Origin of the sequence: Pseudomonas sp. XWY-1, from assembly GCF_002953115.1 — a bacterium.
In the GTDB taxonomy this organism is placed as follows: Bacteria; Pseudomonadota; Gammaproteobacteria; order Pseudomonadales; family Pseudomonadaceae; genus Aquipseudomonas; species Aquipseudomonas alloputida.
Genome location: NZ_CP026333.1, coordinates 152,357 through 168,490, shown reverse-complemented (window position 1 = coordinate 168,490; position 16,134 = coordinate 152,357). Strand labels below are relative to the sequence as shown.

The window sequence follows — 16,134 nt, the reverse complement described above, 5'->3', positions numbered from 1 at the left end:
AGAGGAAAGCACTCAGCCACCGCTTACCGGCTGTTGATGCACTCACCTTTCACGAGGTAGCGAACCATGTGCAGTTCGCCCTTGGAATCCTCGTAAGTCATCATGCTTCTCACATTCCCGCAGTACCGCACGCTAGGCGAGACGTACACCAACTTGCCAACGTCCAAATCCATACCGTATGCGTAGTCTTCAAGCTCGGGCATGGGTTTCTTCACGCTCTGTGCATAGCGTTCCGTAGCCTTCCTGGCAGACTGCTCAAGATCGTCGTTGATCAGAACGCTGCTATGGGCATTTGTCGACAGTGCAGAGAAAAGCATGAACGCAGCAATAGCCGATATAGTTGTTTTCATGAGAAGTCCATTTATAAAAAAGCGCCCATGGCGGGGCGCTAAAATTCACCTTACCAAAGGAGCGTATGGTTCCAAGGTGAATGCATTGGCGTGAGCAGGGTTTCGTTACTCCCGCCATGCTGCTTCAGATGAGACTGACCCAAAGCAGCGCTGCCTGTGTGCTGCACTTAAACTAGCAAAAGCGGCTAACGACAAGATGATTGTGAAATTACAATTTGGACATGTAATAGATTGTAAAGTAATTATCCTTGCCTGAGTAAGATGAAAAGCCAAGCATGCTCGCCGGTTTAAGCCCGTTATTTATGGGGAGAACGATCGGTGGCTTGCTACCACTCGTAGCTTGAGCTTGAAGGAGTAAACGCCACAAAAGCTGAGCAGCTTGGCAGAAACACCACTCCTCTCGGCCGAATCCGCCTGTCAGGCGTGAGGACTGCAAACCGCTGCAAGCCACAGAATCCGCTAAGCTCAGTAGGGAAAGCCGTCATGACTGTCAGCAATCTTGCGGCTACATTACAAATTTGTAGGATTTCGCCGCGGCCAGCGTCTTCGCGTTAAGATTCAAGCGTCCTCAGGTGACCCCGGCGTATGGACAGAGGTAGCGACCACCAGATGCCATGCACTCAGCCGAACCTTCAAACTGCCTGCAACCACAGTCTTGGCGGATTAGGCCAATTCCTTCCTCACACCTTGAGATAAGTTATGCGCGTGCTAGTTGTGGAAGACGAAATTAAAACTGCCGAATATCTTCAGCAGGGCCTATCCGAAAGCGGGTATGTCGTAGATATCGTGCACAATGGTGTTGACGCCCTGCACTTGTTCAATACTAACGTCTATTCGTTGGTTCTGCTGGACGTAAACCTTCCTGGCATCGACGGTTGGGACCTTTTGGAAACCATCAGGAAAACCAGCCGGGTCCGCATCATCATGCTGACCGCTCGTGGTCGCATCAACGACAAGCTCAAAGGCTTGGATGGCGGAGCCGACGATTACCTTGTCAAACCCTTCGAATTCCCGGAGCTGCTCGCTCGAATCCGTTCGCTGCAGCGGCGTGGTGATGAATTAGTCGAGAAGAGTTCGCTGAAAATTGCCGACTTGGAACTCGACTCAGTGCGCCATCGGGTTTTCCGCGCTGGCACACGCATCGACCTTACCACCAAGGAATTTTCGCTCCTGCACCTGCTTATGAGCAGGACGGGCGAAGCGTTGACTCGTTCCCAGATCATTTCGTTGGTCTGGGACATGAATTTTGACTGCGATACCAACGTCATCGATGTCGCTATCCGGCGCCTTCGCTCGAAGATCGATGACCCGTTTGAAACCAAGCTCATTCACACGCTTCGTGGCGTAGGGTACGTTTTTGAGGAACGCGCATGAGGCCATTCAGCCTGGCTGCAAAGCTGGGATTAAAAGTGGGGTTGATGAGCGCAGCGTTGCTGCTTCTATTCGCCACTTTCGGGTATCTGATGGTGGGCCAGGCGCTGGAGCGAAATGCCCGCAGTGACCTGGAAGTGAAGATGGCAGGCATGGCTCACAACCTGTCCATGATTTCCGACATCTCAGGAGTCAACGCTGACGCACATCAGCTTGTGGATCTGGTGATGGGCCACAACAACCTGTACGTCAGCATTTTTGAGTCGGCGCAGAGTGAGATGCCCCTGCTCTCGATAGGCTCGAAGCAGGTCAACGTGGAGGTGCACAAGTTTCAACCATCCGCACAGCCGAAGGAACATGAGTGGCGCGACACCCAGGACCGCCCCTTGCTGACAGCTTCTCGCACCATGAATTTGGGCGACGGAACCGAAGTCAGCGTGTACATGACTATGGACCAGTCGTCCAATGAAGCGCTGCTTGATGCATTGCTCACCTGGGCCCTGATGATTTCCCCGCTCATCATCGCGCTGATCCTCGCAATCGGCTGGTGGACCGTACGCAGAGGTCTGCTGCCTCTGACCAAGTTCCTGAAAGTCGCCTCGAAGATCTCCACCGAGAGCCTCGACCATCGTCTGCCGACTAATGGAATGCCAGCAGAACTCAAAGAGCTCGCCGACGGTATCAACATCATGCTGGCTCGCCTGGATGACGGGGTTCAGCAGCTCTCGCAGTTTTCTGACGATCTTGCTCACGAACTGCGAGCGCCGCTATCCAACCTGATGGGTAAAGCCCAAGTTGCACTGACCAGAGAGCGATCGCTTCCCGAGTACAGGGAAGTGCTGGAGTCGTGCACAGAAGAGCTGGACCGCATGAGCCGCATGGTTTCCGACATGCTGTTCCTCGCTCAGGTCAGTCATCCAGCATCCATGGTGGAGTTCGAACCTGTGTCCCTGGTCGATGAAGTTCAGCGGGTGTGTGATCTCTTCAGCATTTCGGCAGAGGATGGCGAGATCCAGCTGCAGATCTCTGGCAGTGATGACGTGGTGCGCGGTAACCGCCTGATGATTCAACGAGCCGTCTCGAATCTGGTGTCAAATGCGATTCGCTACTGCCCTCGCGGTCGCACGGTCTACGTGAAAGTGCAACGCGGTGGTAGCGGCACGACCTTGAGCGTCGGCAACCCGGGCCGCGGGATCGCCAAGGAACACCATGCGCATTTGTTTGAACGGTTCTACCGCGTAGATAAGAGCCGAGCACGAAGCGAAGGGGGGACCGGTCTTGGCCTTGCCATCGTGCAGTCGATCATGAGCCTGCATCAAGGCTCGGCGAGCGTGGAAGTGACCGAGGAAAATTTCACCTGGTTCCACCTTCACTTTCCCGAAGCCCAGCTAAAGCAGCCGGCAAAGACCGCTGCTTGAAGCGCGCCCACTTGAAAAGGCCCGTCAATCGACGGGCCTTTTGTCTATGCAATGCCTCAGTGCCTAAGCACCACAGGGTCCATAGGTGACCGCAGAATTACCGACTTTATGATCTTTTGCTCTTCTGGGTTGGCGTTTCTCCACAGGTGGGAGAAGTATTGGGCATTCACTTTTTCCTGGGCGCTCACACTGCCGGCGGCCTCAATGAATTGCATGGTCGAGTACACACAGAGCAGTGCCAGGATAAAGAATGCTGTCGCCACCACCATGACATAGCGCTTGGCCAGCACCGGTGCTTGCTTTAGCTCCAGGATCGAGGCATTCGCTGATTTTGTCGCGGCAGTGAGCTCCGAAATCAGCGGTTGGATGGCGGTCTCGACTCCACGAGCGGCAGCGGAATATGCCTCTGCCGCAGCGCGTATGGCGACCTCTTCGGCATTGGACCAGGCTTTCTCAGCCTTTCGTACCTCCTCCTGAATCTGCCGACTGACAAGGTCAACCTCCTCCACCAGCTCGTTCGACTTTTCCAGAACGGCGTTGCAGGCCCTGGTCTGGGAGGCCAGCTCATCGAGCTGAACTGTGAGTTTTTCAGTGCTTCGACGGAAGTCACCGATGGCAACAGCCCAAGACTCTATGTCATTCATGGCTATCTCCTAGGGCGGCCGGTAACGCCGCACTGATTTATTTTGTTAGATGTCAAATATGTAATTTAAGAAGCAGTTTGAAGTCACCCTCGGCACAAGCGAGGTAGACATGATCCTTCCAGATTTGCAGATTTGGCGCATCCCGCCAGCCGCCCAAATTACGGAATTGTAATTATTGACTCACCTTGTCGTTAGCTTCGCGTTCCTAAACTACAAACCAACAAAGGCCGTCAGTCAGGCAGGCCTAGTAAGAACCGAGGCACACAATGAAATTTGTCAAATCTATCGCTATTGGCAGCCTGCTGCTTGGTCTCATGGGTACCGCTTACGCTGAAGGTGGTTACGAGCGAGCGAAACAGTTCCAGGAAAACTTCCGAAATGAACAGGCTCGCCTATGGAACGATGACTCTTCGGACCAGAACAAAAAACAAGTCGCTCAAGAGCAAAAGAAAGAAAGCAAGGATGGTAAGGAACAAGCCGATAACTAAACGGCGGTTAAATAGGACTTCAAATGACGAGAGCAATCGACAAAAAAGCCAGGGTAAATCCTGGTTTTTTTGTGTCTGGAATTTTACCTTCGTTTGTACGAGGCGTTTCCGCATTACTTTCTCCGACCAGACCTTCGGTACCTTGCTTGGCGTCTTTCCAACGGCACAGCAACAGCTGACTGGCGTTCGCTTCGGTGATCTCGACACAGCCCAGGTTGGCAGGCAGCTCAGCATTGCTGTCGTGTAAGCGCCGGGACAGGTAGAAAGAGCTGTCACGAGGCCACTTTGCTGGGTACTGGATGTTTTCGGACTTCCCGCTGCTGTAGAACTCCGAGGAATACGAGCGGCGACCAGGGTAGATCAGAGGGGCCGATGGAGCACATTCAACCAGGCCTGAACGACATCTCGCTGGTTCTGGGGCCTCTGCATCAACACCCCGGCATAGATGATGTCGACGCCGATGATTGGCAGTATCAACGCTCGCGGCGGCGCCCTGGTGATCCTTCGGCCAACCTCATTGATCCGACCGGACAGGAGCAACGCCGAGACACGTACAGAACCAGCGGCAGCCTGTCGATCAGCCCTAGTTTTCCTGCGAGCGCTCCGGCTCCGAGCAGGGCACCACAGATCAGCGCGAAAACCAGCTCGGTGTTCATGCCAAAGATGCCGTCGTACTCATGGCTCAGCCCTTCATGCCCTGCTTGGTCATCTGGGCGTTCAAGCGAACTTTTCATAACTCGTCCCTTCTGGGGGGCAAGACTATAAACTGCCCTGTGCAGTTGGAAGACATTACTGTTGTGTAGCTGAGATTTATTTCACAGCTAACCCAGGGGCAGTCATTAAGGCATCTAGCCTAAATGACGTTCATCGAGCTCAATAAAAAATGCCAGGCACTGCCTGGCATTTATGAATTCTCTAAGTGTTCTACTCACAGCAATTACTACTTGTTGTTGATGCATTGCGAGTACATGGAGTAGCGAACCGTCTTAAGCGTACCCTGAGAGTCCTCGAAGGTCATCAATCGCGGGTAAACTTGGCAGGTACGCGGGTCTTGGGACTGACGCACGAATTTCGCAACATCGATCTTCATGCCGTAATTGTAGTCCTGGATCTCCGGCATCGGTTTGCCATTTCTCTCGGCATAGTTCGCTACAGCAGTCTGATGCTCCTTGATGTATTGCAGCTGCTTGCTTTCAGAGTAAGTATAAGCCTGCGAAGCCATCGAAAACATAACAAGTGCAGCAGCAAAAATTAGCTTTTTCATTAGGAACCTCTCAAATTCAAATCATCTCGGCGTAACTTTAGCAACGCACAGGCATCACCGGCATGACGAGAAACTTACAATTTTGAAAGGTAAGTGCATCAGCTTCATATAAAAAAGCCCACAGCACGGGTTGTGGGCTTCTTTATCAGTGGCTATCAGCTAACCACTTCGGCCTCATCGCCATCTTCATCTTTTCGGTGTGCCCAATGATACAGAGCAGGCAGTACCAGCAAGGTCAACGCGGTGGAGGACAGAATCCCGCCAATCACCACCGTTGCCAGCGGCCGTTGAACCTCGGCACCTGTACCGGTGGCCAAGGCCATCGGAATGAAGCCCAGGGAAGCCACCAGCGCAGTCATCAGCACAGGTCGCAGTCGGGTCAGAGCTCCTTCGTCAACGGCCTGCCTGAGCGTTCGTCCCTCTTCTCGCAACCCGCGAATGAAGGCAATCATCACCAGGCCGTTCAGTACCGCGACGCCGGAGAGAGCGATGAAGCCTACCCCTGCCGAGATCGAGAGCGGGATATCACGCAGCCAAAGGGCCACGACCCCGCCAGTGAGAGCGAATGGAATACCGGTGAAGACCAGCATGCCGTCCTTCAGGTTGTTGAACATCAAGAACAGCAAGGTCATTACCAGCAGCAAGGCTACTGGAACCACAATCTGCAGGCGCTTGGCTGCAGACTGCAACTGCTCGAACTGGCCGCCCCAACTGGTCCAGTAACCTGCTGGGATTTCCACCTTCGTTGACAGGGTAGATGCCGCCTCATCAACGAACGACCCAAGGTCACGGCCCCGAACGTTGGCGCTTACAATAACCAAGCGCTTACCGTTCTCGCGGCTGATCTGGTTCGGGCCCAACTGCAAGTCCAGCTTAGCGACCTGCGAAAGTGGAATGAAACCGATCTGATTGGCGCCCTGAGCCGCATTGGCAGGCACAGGAATCAACAAGCTAGACATACCCGCGACGTCGGTACGTATGGCCTCAGGCAGGCGCACCACCATGTCGAATCGGCGATCACCCTCGTACAACGTTCCCGCTTTACGACCACCCACAGCAATCGCGATCGAATTCTGCACGTCCCCAATGCTCAGGCCATAGCGTGCTGCTTTTTCCCGGTCGATGTTAATGGTCAGCACCGGCAGACCTGTGGTCTGCTCAACCTTGACCTCCGAGGAGCCTGGTACCGCTTTGAGCGCTGCGGCGATCTTATTGGCCGTGCTGTTGAGCACGTCCATGTCGTCACCATAAACCTTCACCGCAACATCGCTGCGCACCCCGGAGATCAGTTCGTTGAAACGGAGCTGGATAGGCTGGGAGAGTTCATAGTTGCTGCCCGGGACACTGGCTGCCGCCTTCTGAACCTCGGCAATGAGTTCCTCTCGCGACTTGTCGGGATCGGCCCATTGGTCCTTTGGTTTGAGCATGACGTAGGCGTCGGAGATATTTGGCGGCATTGGGTCAGAGGCGATTTCAGCCGTACCGGTTCGGCCGAACATACGCTCAACTTCCGGTACCTGCTCGATGACTGCTTTTTCCAAACGCTCCTGCATATCCACCGACTGGCTGAGGCTAGTTCCCGGTACGCGCAAGGCTTGAAGAGCGAAGTCCCCCTCACTGAGACTTGGGATGAACTCGCTTCCCATGCGACTGGCAAGTACACCGCTGAGAACGACCAGTGCTACTGCTGCGGAGAAAGCGATATTCCGATGCCCAAGCACCCACTGCAGCACAGGCTCATAACGTAGCCGCGCAGTGCGCATAACAACGCCCTCTTCCTCCTTGACCTTGCCCGTGACGAACATGGCGATCGCCGCAGGCACGAAGGTAACGGAGAGGATCATTGCACCCAATAGCGCCATCACAACGGTGAATGCCATGGGGTGGAACATTTTGCCCTCCACGCCGGTGAGAGCGAAGATGGGCAGGTACACCACCATAATGATCAGCTGCCCGAAGATCAGTGGCCGACGCGCTTCGCGGGCAGCGGCAAAGACCTCATGGAAGCGTTCGGTTTTGGTGAGCATACGGCCATGTTTGTGCTGCGCATGGGCCAATCGACGGATCGCGTTCTCCACGATAACCACGGCCCCGTCTACGATGATGCCGAAGTCGAGTGCTCCCAGACTCATCAGGTTGGCACTGACCTTGTTGTTGAACATGCCAGTGAAGGTGAACAGCATGGAGAGTGGGATGACCATCGCGGTAATCAGCGCAGCACGGATGTTGCCGAGGAACAGGAAGAGGATGGCGATAACCAGGATCGCGCCTTCCACCAGGTTCTTCTTCACCGTCGCAATGGCTTTTTCAACCAAGTTGGTACGGTCGTAAACGGTGACGGCAACCACGCCCTTTGGCAGGGTACGGTTGATATCCGCGAGCTTCGCGGCGACAGCTTGGGACACAGTACGGCTGTTCTCACCGATAAGCATAAACACGGTACCGAGCACGACCTCGCGGCCATTCTCGGTAGCAGCACCCGTACGGAGCTCTTTACCGATGCTGACGTCGGCAACATTGCTGATGCGAATCGGTGCACCATCCACACTGGTGATTACGATGCTGGCGATGTCTTCGATATCGCGGACTTGGCCAGGTGCACGGATGAGCAGCTGCTCGCCATTACGCTCGATGTAACCGGCGCCGACGTTGGCGTTGTTGCTTTCCAACGCTGCGACCAAATCATTCAGGGTCAGCTTGTAGGTAGCCAGGCGCTTCGGATCCGGCGCAACAAGGAACTGTTTGGCAAAGCCACCGATGGTGTTGATCTCTGCAACGCCGGGTACGTTGCGCAGCTGAGGCTTGATGATCCAGTCCTGGATCACCCGCAGGTCGGTGGGCGTGTAGGGCGTACCGTCTTCTTTGACCGCGCCATCTTCGGCTTCTACGGTCCACAGGAAGATCTCCCCGAGCCCGGTGGATACCGGCCCCATGACAGCTTCTACACCCTCTGGCAGCTGTTCCTTCGCAACCTGCAGCCGCTCGTTAATCAGCTGGCGGGCAAAGAAAATGTCGGTGCCATCCTTGAAGATCACGGTGACCTGAGACAGGCCAGAGCGAGACAAGGAACGGGTCTGCTGAAGGCCTGGAAGACCAGCCATGGCTGTTTCAACTGGAAACGTGATCCGCTGCTCAGTTTCCAATGGGGAATAGCCAGGCGCTGCAGTATTGATCTGCACCTGGACGTTGGTGATGTCAGGAACGGCATCGATCGGCAGTTTCTGGTAGCTGTAGATGCCGATACCGGCCATGATCAGGACAGCGATCATCACAACGATCCGCTGTTCAATGGCAAATCTGATGATACGTTCAAACATGAGAAATCATCCTGTCAGTTCGCATCAGTGGCTGTGCTCGGCAGAGGCTTTGCCGAGCTCAGACTTGAGTGTGAAGCTGCCATTGGTAGCCACGTGAGCGCCCGCTTCGATACCGTCCGTGATTTCCACGTACCCACTGTCGCGGCGGCCCAGCTTTACTGGGCGGGTGTCGAAGCCCTCGGCGGTGCGTACGAAGACCGAAGGTTTGTCATCAACGGTCTGCACGGCGTGTTCCGGGACAGCCACCGCCACGCGAGCAGTCTGGGAAGTGACTGCGATGTTGACGAAAAGACCAGGGCGCCAGGCCCCGTTGGGATTGGTCAAGGTAACGCGGACGGTCGCTGCTCGATTTTGCTCGCCCAACAGGCTGCCGACATAACCCACCTTGCCCTCGACCTCCACATTCATGTCAGGTGAGGAAACCTTCACGGCGCGGCCGGTAGTGACCTTGGCCAAATCGGTAGGCGGTACAGCGAAAGTGGCCCAGACTTGGTTGAGGTCGGACAGAATGAAGGCGTTAGTCGCCTCGCTGACGACTTCACCGACGGTCAAGTGCTTCTCCACCACTACGGCGTCAAAGGGAGCCCTGAGTTCGTAGCGGTTACCACCGACAGAGTTCACCGAGGCGCCGATCGCGCCGACCTTCTGTTTGGCGTTGGCTAACGAGATCTCCGCTTCCTGCAGCGCCTGGCGAGCCTGGAGGTAGTCCTGCTCCGCAGAAATCTTGTCCTGCCAGAGCTGCTTCTCTCGATCGAAGGTCACTCGCGCCAGTTCGACACGACGCTGTGCAGCCTGTTGCTCGCTGCGTAGGTCAGAGATCTGTTGGCTGGCAATCACTGCAAGGACTTGGCCCTTCTTGACGGACTCACCCAAATTCGCCTGGACTGTTTCGACAACGCCTGGAACGCGAGGAACAACGTGCGCAGTGCGGTCCTCGTCAAAACGAATCTCACCCGGGAAGCTCACGACGGTTCCCAGATCACGAGGCGCAGCCGATTCCAGAGTCACGCCCGCTGCTTTGATCTGTTCAGCACTGAGGGTCAGCTTGCCCTCTTCCTCACCCCGCTCTTCACTGTGGCCCTCTTCGCCATGACCTTCTTCACCGTGCCCCTCTTCACCATGCTCCGCATCACTTTTCTCTTTTTTAGCTGATCCGGCCTTCTTTTCATGGCCATGACCATCGTCAGTACCATGTTCTGCGTTAGTCGCCGCTTGTTGATCGGAACTGCTGTTCCAGGCGAGGCCGCCAAATCCAAGGATTGCCACAGCGGCCACCGCGAGGGCGATCTTGCGTTTGTTTTCCATTGCTACTCCTGCTGATCGTAGGCACCGGCATGTTTAAACGCCGACTGCCGAGAAAAATGTATGGCCCGTTCAGCGCGCGCCGGCGGTCGAGCCGACTTCGCCATAAACCCTTTCTACTTGCGCACGCGCATTGGTCGCCGCTGCCAGCGAGTCGAGATACTGGCCACGAGCAAGGATCAAGGTGCGCTGGGCGTCCAGTACTTCGATAAAGCCGAATTTCCCCATCTCGAATCCGCGGGTTGCGGTATCCACGGCCTGCTGGGCTGAGGGCAGAATGGTCTTGTCGTAGGACTCAACTTCTTGCATGGCGGTGGACCACTGGTTCAGCGCGGTTTGGGTTTGGGCGCGCAGTCTCAACTCGACAGCGTTACGCAGGTCGCGGGCCTGATCGGCACGTCGAGAAGCGGAAAGAATGTTGCCTTGGTTACGATCAAACAGCGGCAAAGGCATGGACAGACCAACGACATTGACTCGCTCGCGCACCGAGCGGTCGTACTGGCTACCCACGCTTACCGTGAGGTTTGGAATACGCTGAGCTTTTTCTGCGCCAAGCGAGGCATCGCTCTTATCAATCTGCACCACTGCCTGGCGCATTTCCGGAGTCTGATCGAGCTTTGCCAGCAACTCTTCAGTGCGCGGCGGCAAGCCAGGAGACAAGGTTGGTGATTCAAGGCGATCGAATATGGTCACAGAACTCCCCGTGACTTGGGCGAGTTGCTGGTAAGCGTTCGCTTTTTCCGTTTCGGCGCGACGGACCTGCAACCGGGCTTCAGCCAGTTGAACCTGGGCGCGGGTAGCCTCCACAGGTGAAGATTTACCTGCGCGAACTCGACCATCGACAATGCGAAGGCCGCGCTCAGTAAGTTCAAGGGATTGTTTAGCGAGGTCGAGTCCGGTTTGGGCTCGTAATGCAGCGTAAAACGCCTGCACGACGTCTGCACGCAGACCATTCACGCGTCGGTCCAGTTCCAGTTGTGCAACACTCTGGCCGTATGTGGCGACATCTACGCGGGCTCCCCGCTTACCACCGAGCTCCAAGGTCTGACTTAGCGTAACGGTAGTTGTGCTGGTGTTACGCCGTGTGTCCTCCATCTCATACGAGATTTCGGGATTTGGAATCAGCCCGGCTTGCTTGCGCGCACCGTCCGCGATGCCAATTTCCTGACGTGCCGCCGCGAGGTCTGGGTTGGCATCCATTGCCGTCGACAGCGCTTGGGGCAAGCTGATGCTTTGGGCAAATGCAGTGGGTGCCAGCAACCCGGAAATCACCGCATAGAGAGCGGCAATTTTCCACGGTGAGATGTAGGTCTTGGATAAGACATTGCGGTTATACCGGAGCACTTTCTTGGTCCTCGTGCACAAACTTCGTTAGCTTGGCCAGAACGCCGAAATAGCTGCCAAGCCCCACTGGATTAGGTGATGGCACTCTAAAGAGCGCTAGCTATCAGAGGGGTGGCTAGAAAATTACAATTTCGTAAGAAAAGCTTGTAATGCCCGAAAACGCTGATGACACAGTCGAACCATCGAATTTCATTGCGAACGCGAGAGATGGCTAGCATGCGGCGTCAATGACCAAAATAACGACCAGATGACGAAATTGTAATTATCCTATCACCATCCCGTTATCTTCCGCCTGCAAATATGAGCTCGGCGCTACGCGAGGCGCGCCGCCGGCTCAGAGCTTATAACGACACCCGCGCCGGAAAACATAATAAAAACTGCCGTAAATCAAAGGAGCATCGGATGAAAATCAAAGTACCACTGTATTTGGCGGCAGTTTCGGCGCTGTCTGGAAGCTATGCAGTTACTGCTCAAGCTGAAGATAAGCCCGAAGGTTTCATCGAAGGTAGCAGCCTTACAGTGCTCAACCGCAACTTCTATTTCAATCGTGATAACCGCGACAGCTCGGCCCCCACTTACAACAGCGGCAAGGGCAACACCAATGGCTACTCCGAGGCCTGGGCGCACGGGATCATCACCAAATTCAACTCTGGTTTTACCCAAGGGACGGTCGGCGTTGGTGTTGACGCCTTTGCCATGATCGGGCTTAAGCTCGATACTGGTGACGGGCGCAACGGCGGTCGTAGTTCATTCGACGTGATGCCTGTTGATAACAAAGGCGAAGCTCGCGACGAATACACCAAGGTTGGCGGGGCGGCTAAAGTTCGCTTGTTTGATACGGTCGTGAAAGTTGGTGATGTTTTCCCGTCGACGCCAGTTGTTGCATCAGGCGACTCGCGCCTGTTGCCTGAAAGCTTCCGCGGTGTGACCGTTGAGAACACCAGCATCCAGGGCCTCACCCTGCAGGGTGGCCGACTGCATGCGATGAGCCAGCCGGTCTCCAGCAATCTGAATGATAACTTCGCAACTTTCTACGGTGGCCCGGTTAACTCGCCTTGGGTAGGCTACGGTGGCGGTGATTACGCGATCAACGATAACTGGACCCTGAGCGTATACGCCAGTCAGTTGAAAGAAGTCTGGAACCAGTACTACGCTGGCACCAGCTTCGCCTATCCACTGAACGACGACCTTGCGCTGATTGGCGGCTTCAACTATTACAAAGCCGTGGATGAAGGGAAGCAGCGCCTAGGCGAGTTTGACAACGATATCTGGAGTGCCAAGGTCGGTGTCCGTTACGGCGCTCACACCCTGGCCCTGTCGCACCAACGCAACAACGGCGACGATGATTTCGACTACCTACGTCAGTCAGACTCGATTTTCGTCGACAACTCTATCCAGTACAGCGACTTCAACTCGCCGAAAGAGCGTTCCTGGATGCTGCGCTACGACCTGAACTTCACCAGCTACGGCATTCCTGGTCTGACGTTCATGACCCGCTACGCCAGAGGCTCGGGCGCAGACTACTCGAACGCCAACCAGTTCTACATGCGCACCGACGCCAACGGTGATCCGCTCACCAATCAGAAACGTTGGGAACGTGACGTAGAGGTTAAATATGTCGTGCAAACCGGTCCAGCAAAAGACCTGTCCTTCCGGTTGCGCCAGGCCACCACGCGTGCCACTGCATTCGAATCGGATCTGGATGAAACTCGTGTGATCATTGAGTACCCGCTTTCGATTCTGTGATTCTCTAAGGGGATCAGTTTATTCGTAAACTGGTCTCTTCAGAAAAATGTGCATTACGAATTCACCTTGAGTGGCTTAAGTGCTCCTTTGGTAAAAGGTGGATATTTGGCGCCCTTTGGGCGCCTTTTTTTACCTAAAATTCAATCAACCGTTCGAGTGTACGCATTGCATGCCGGTGAAACTCATGGCTGCACCAATGACCAGTTTCCTCGACATGAGTAACTTCGCCGTCATCTGAACGGAACAAAGTCAACACAAAGAAGAAAACAACCCCATACTTAATAAGGTCAAATTACCTATTGGAGAGAGGCCCTGCACCTGTCAAACCCAAACCGCGAAAAGATATACCTCCAGACTATCAATCATATTACCTGGAAATTACAAATCCGTTATTTAGGCCCCGCCCCGCTCATTTTGATTTACCATTCTTTTCAATAATTCCGGCGCGCGTGCGCGGTTAATTTCTCAGTGATATCGAGACAAAATCCCATGCGAATTCTGGTAATTGAGGACGAAGTAAAAACTGCGGAATATGTGCGTCAAGGCCTTACAGAATGCGGTTATGTCGTCGATTGCGTGCATACCGGGTCAGATGGGCTATTCCTAGCCAAGCAACACGAATACGAGTTGATTATTCTTGATATCAATCTGCCAGAAATGGATGGGTGGCAGGTACTTGAGCTTTTGAGGCGTAAGAATTGCCCCTCACGCATCATGATGCTCACGGCGAGAAGTCGTTTGGCAGATAAGGTCCGGGGTCTGGAGAACGGTGCAGATGACTACCTGATCAAACCATTTGAGTTCCCAGAACTGCTAGCCCGGGTTCGCGCGTTAATGCGCAGGTCTGAACACCCTGCATCTGTGGAGATTATTCGTGTCGCTGACCTGGAGCTAGACCAGAGCCGTCACAGGGCCTTCAGGGACGGCCAGCGTATTGATCTGACGACGAAAGAGTTTGCACTTCTGCACTACCTAATGCGCAACACCGGCGTGGTGCTCAGCCGCACACAGATCATCTCACAGGTCTGGGACATGAACTTCGACTGCGATACAAACGTTGTAGAAGTGTCGATTCGAAGACTTAGAGCCAAGATCGATGACCCTTTCGAGACGAAGCTGATCCATACGCTTCGAGGTGTGGGCTATGTGCTTGAGAAGCGTTGATCGCCCGCTCCTTAGTCATGAAAATAGAGCCAGTGATCATGCATGTAAGTCGAGCCATACTGTTTTTGACCCTTAGCGCGCGTTTCCTCACTAAACGTATGAGGTGTGCTGGACAGGAGGTATAGCATAGATTATCAACAGGTAACGGAAGGCCAAGCTTATGCCAGAGCTGACGCACGCTCAGCTGACATTGTCTTCAACAGCCACCAGGCTTACCTCTGATACCGTGTGCCGGCGATGAGGTTAACCTCCCGACTACAGCACCAAGCAGGAAGCTCAGTCGCCGCTCAACGATGATGGCGGCCACCGGCTTTTCTGGCTCGTTGCGGGGCTGCTGACGGTCATTGCCTTCGTCATGGCCACCCTCTCTGTGCATCTTCTCACCTCGCTCAAGGAACTTGGCCTTCCAACGGTCACGGTGTTGGCCGTGGGGATGGTCATTGGGCCGGCCCAGGTGGTGGCCAGAGTATTGGAGTTCTCGCTTGCTCGGCATCTTCACCCAACCTGGTCGGCCCGTGCCGGCGTGTTGGTGAGCTTCATCGGCATCTGCTTATTCATTCCTGGCGTGCCTTCGCTGGCATTCCCTACAGCAGCGCTGTATCGCGCCGGCATCGGGATTCTCACTATTGCAAGAGGCATCTTGCCTCTGGTGCTGTTTGGCCCCAAGGGTATCGCGCACGCATGGGAGCATTGGCTCGCCCAATGCTCCTGGTGCAGGCCGCGGGGCCGTTTGCTATGGCCTTTGTGCTGAGTACTCAAGGCGCACCTGTGATGCACTTGCTCATGGCGGCGATGGTCGCTGTCGCGCTAGGTAGCAGTTTCAAACAGCCCCCTCAACCCAGTGCAACGTAGGCGAAGCTGGTGATTCTGCCCTCAAATGGGGGTACCCGCTAGATTTCACCCCTCGCTTTGCCTTTGACTCTGCCTGGGGGTATACCGCCTGGGGATAATCGGCCTGCTTTGTCTTTGCGGATTGCCCTGCCAATTGACAGGCCTACATAAGCCGCTTCCAATGCCCTCAACGTAGAACCATTCGCTCCGGCCGAAGCTGGCTGGTGGGCGTGAGCCAAGAGGCGTATCCTGCAAGTGCTTGCTCCGAGACTTGTTGGCCTACAGCCTCCCCTTGGAGACATCTGATAGCCCGCCGCCCAGGCGGGCTTCTTTGCTACCAGATCTGTAAACCAGCGCCTTTGGTTGGCTAGCCCAAGCTAGGCTCTGCCAGGGCACTTCCCCATCAGCGATCTACCCGTCGCCCCTAGGCACGACGGTTATCGACGTACCCAAATCCTTTATGAGGCGCGTGGAAAGCAGGCGGAGGTTAGGCGAGATTCGCTTACGCAGCCATTGCTTCGCAGGATTCTGCGCAGGTCATGCAGGCCTGTGCGCACTGCTGACAGTGGTCTGCCTGATGCTTACCGCACTCCTCTCCGCAGGCTCGGCAAATTTTGGCGCATAGGGCACAAAGTTTTTTGGCGAGCACGCTTTCTCGTGCCATCAAGGTAGCGGCAAGCTTGCACATATCTGCGCAATCCCTGTCCAGCTTGATGCAGTCAACCATCATTTTTACGTCCTGTTCTTGCAGGCAGGCTGACGCGCAGCCTTCACAGGCCAGCGCACAGCGCAGGCATTCCGAGATACATTCTTCAAAGCGACTGTTCATGGTCATATCTCTGGTATCGGGTGGATGTGATGCCAACGTACCGTCTCATGACGGTATGTAGCGTTC

General features: G+C 54.9%; 13 protein-coding genes and 2 pseudogenes. 6 read left to right on the top strand and 9 right to left on the bottom strand.

Features of this window, described 5'->3' with window-relative positions; translation table 11 throughout:
* Positions 1–23 precede the first annotated feature (23 nt).
* Positions 24–350, bottom strand: coding sequence for a DUF2790 domain-containing protein (locus PRJ_RS28440; RefSeq protein WP_094010860.1), 327 nt, complete (start codon positions 348–350; stop codon positions 24–26).
* A 699-nt stretch (positions 351–1,049) separates the two neighbouring features.
* Here PRJ_RS28440 and PRJ_RS28435 point away from each other — a divergent pair.
* Both PRJ_RS28435 and PRJ_RS28430 read left to right on the top strand, forming a co-directional pair.
* Positions 1,050–1,724 (top strand): heavy metal response regulator transcription factor, encoded by a 675-nt coding sequence (locus PRJ_RS28435; RefSeq protein ID WP_094010859.1) that lies wholly within the window; start codon positions 1,050–1,052, stop codon positions 1,722–1,724.
* Positions 1,721–3,139: a heavy metal sensor histidine kinase gene (locus PRJ_RS28430; RefSeq protein ID WP_104963041.1), complete on the top strand. Its 1,419-nt coding sequence runs from the start codon at positions 1,721–1,723 to the stop codon at positions 3,137–3,139. The genes PRJ_RS28435 and PRJ_RS28430 overlap by 4 nt, the downstream gene beginning before the upstream one ends.
* Positions 3,140–3,195: 56 nt before the next feature.
* Here the strand turns inward: PRJ_RS28430 and PRJ_RS28425 are convergent, their stop codons facing one another.
* Positions 3,196–3,783 (bottom strand): hypothetical protein, encoded by a 588-nt coding sequence (locus PRJ_RS28425; RefSeq protein ID WP_094010857.1) that lies wholly within the window; start codon positions 3,781–3,783, stop codon positions 3,196–3,198.
* A 266-nt stretch (positions 3,784–4,049) separates the two neighbouring features.
* On the opposite strand from PRJ_RS28425, the gene PRJ_RS28420 reads away from it, so the two are divergent.
* Positions 4,050–4,271 (top strand): hypothetical protein, encoded by a 222-nt coding sequence (locus PRJ_RS28420; RefSeq protein WP_094010856.1) that lies wholly within the window; start codon positions 4,050–4,052, stop codon positions 4,269–4,271.
* 85 nt (positions 4,272–4,356) lie between these two features.
* On the opposite strand, the pseudogene PRJ_RS30800 reads toward PRJ_RS28420, so the two are convergent.
* The 6 genes and pseudogenes from PRJ_RS30800 to PRJ_RS28390 form a co-directional block, all read right to left on the bottom strand.
* Positions 4,357–4,814, bottom strand: a pseudogene (locus tag PRJ_RS30800) (phospholipid carrier-dependent glycosyltransferase); the annotation flags it as partial.
* A 2-nt stretch (positions 4,815–4,816) separates the two neighbouring features.
* Positions 4,817–5,005 (bottom strand): annotated as a pseudogene (locus PRJ_RS28410) (hypothetical protein); the annotation flags it as partial.
* Between the two features lie 206 nt (positions 5,006–5,211).
* Positions 5,212–5,535, bottom strand: coding sequence for a DUF2790 domain-containing protein (locus tag PRJ_RS28405; RefSeq protein ID WP_094010855.1), 324 nt, complete (start codon positions 5,533–5,535; stop codon positions 5,212–5,214).
* A 155-nt stretch (positions 5,536–5,690) separates the two neighbouring features.
* The gene (locus PRJ_RS28400) at positions 5,691–8,852 is read right to left on the bottom strand and encodes a CusA/CzcA family heavy metal efflux RND transporter (RefSeq protein WP_094010854.1); all 3,162 of its coding nucleotides are present in this window, start codon (positions 8,850–8,852) and stop codon (positions 5,691–5,693) included.
* Positions 8,853–8,876: 24 nt separating this feature from the next.
* On the bottom strand, positions 8,877–10,157 hold the full coding sequence (locus PRJ_RS28395) for an efflux RND transporter periplasmic adaptor subunit (RefSeq protein ID WP_094010853.1): 1,281 nt from the start codon (positions 10,155–10,157) through the stop codon (positions 8,877–8,879).
* Between the two features lie 69 nt (positions 10,158–10,226).
* The gene (locus PRJ_RS28390; RefSeq protein ID WP_104963040.1) at positions 10,227–11,498 is read right to left on the bottom strand and encodes a TolC family protein; all 1,272 of its coding nucleotides are present in this window, start codon (positions 11,496–11,498) and stop codon (positions 10,227–10,229) included.
* A 402-nt stretch (positions 11,499–11,900) separates the two neighbouring features.
* Between PRJ_RS28390 and PRJ_RS28385 the strand changes: the two genes are divergently transcribed.
* The 3 genes from PRJ_RS28385 (at position 11,901) to PRJ_RS28375 (ending at position 15,159) form a co-directional block, all read left to right on the top strand.
* Positions 11,901–13,244 (top strand): OprD family porin, encoded by a 1,344-nt coding sequence (locus tag PRJ_RS28385; protein WP_094010851.1) that lies wholly within the window; start codon positions 11,901–11,903, stop codon positions 13,242–13,244.
* A gap of 489 nt (positions 13,245–13,733) precedes the next feature.
* A complete protein-coding gene (locus tag PRJ_RS28380; RefSeq protein ID WP_013974882.1) occupies positions 13,734–14,408 on the top strand; it encodes a heavy metal response regulator transcription factor in 675 nt (224 codons plus the stop codon).
* A gap of 355 nt (positions 14,409–14,763) precedes the next feature.
* Positions 14,764–15,159, top strand: coding sequence for a hypothetical protein (locus PRJ_RS28375; protein ID WP_230384856.1), 396 nt, complete (start codon positions 14,764–14,766; stop codon positions 15,157–15,159).
* Positions 15,160–15,741: 582 nt separating this feature from the next.
* Here the strand turns inward: PRJ_RS28375 and PRJ_RS28370 are convergent.
* Positions 15,742–16,068, bottom strand: a complete 327-nt coding sequence (locus PRJ_RS28370; RefSeq protein ID WP_371928162.1) for a four-helix bundle copper-binding protein — start codon at positions 16,066–16,068, stop codon at positions 15,742–15,744.
* Positions 16,069–16,134: the final 66 nt, after the last annotated feature.

What these genes read in the sequence shown, in the direction of transcription:
- PRJ_RS28440 (WP_094010860.1), bottom strand. Translation starts at nt 350, where the DNA reads ATGAAAACAACTATATCGGCTATTGCTGCGTTCATGCTTTTCTCTGCA.
- PRJ_RS28435 (WP_094010859.1), top strand. Translation starts at nt 1,050, where the DNA reads ATGCGCGTGCTAGTTGTGGAAGACGAAATTAAAACTGCCGAATATCTT.
- PRJ_RS28430 (WP_104963041.1), top strand. Translation starts at nt 1,721, where the DNA reads ATGAGGCCATTCAGCCTGGCTGCAAAGCTGGGATTAAAAGTGGGGTTG.
- PRJ_RS28425 (WP_094010857.1), bottom strand. Translation starts at nt 3,783, where the DNA reads ATGAATGACATAGAGTCTTGGGCTGTTGCCATCGGTGACTTCCGTCGA.
- PRJ_RS28420 (WP_094010856.1), top strand. Translation starts at nt 4,050, where the DNA reads ATGAAATTTGTCAAATCTATCGCTATTGGCAGCCTGCTGCTTGGTCTC.
- PRJ_RS28405 (WP_094010855.1), bottom strand. Translation starts at nt 5,535, where the DNA reads ATGAAAAAGCTAATTTTTGCTGCTGCACTTGTTATGTTTTCGATGGCT.
- PRJ_RS28400 (WP_094010854.1), bottom strand. Translation starts at nt 8,852, where the DNA reads ATGTTTGAACGTATCATCAGATTTGCCATTGAACAGCGGATCGTTGTG.
- PRJ_RS28395 (WP_094010853.1), bottom strand. Translation starts at nt 10,157, where the DNA reads ATGGAAAACAAACGCAAGATCGCCCTCGCGGTGGCCGCTGTGGCAATC.
- PRJ_RS28385 (WP_094010851.1), top strand. Translation starts at nt 11,901, where the DNA reads ATGAAAATCAAAGTACCACTGTATTTGGCGGCAGTTTCGGCGCTGTCT.
- PRJ_RS28380 (WP_013974882.1), top strand. Translation starts at nt 13,734, where the DNA reads ATGCGAATTCTGGTAATTGAGGACGAAGTAAAAACTGCGGAATATGTG.
- PRJ_RS28375 (WP_230384856.1), top strand. Translation starts at nt 14,764, where the DNA reads ATGGCCACCCTCTCTGTGCATCTTCTCACCTCGCTCAAGGAACTTGGC.
- PRJ_RS28370 (WP_371928162.1), bottom strand. Translation starts at nt 16,068, where the DNA reads ATGAACAGTCGCTTTGAAGAATGTATCTCGGAATGCCTGCGCTGTGCG.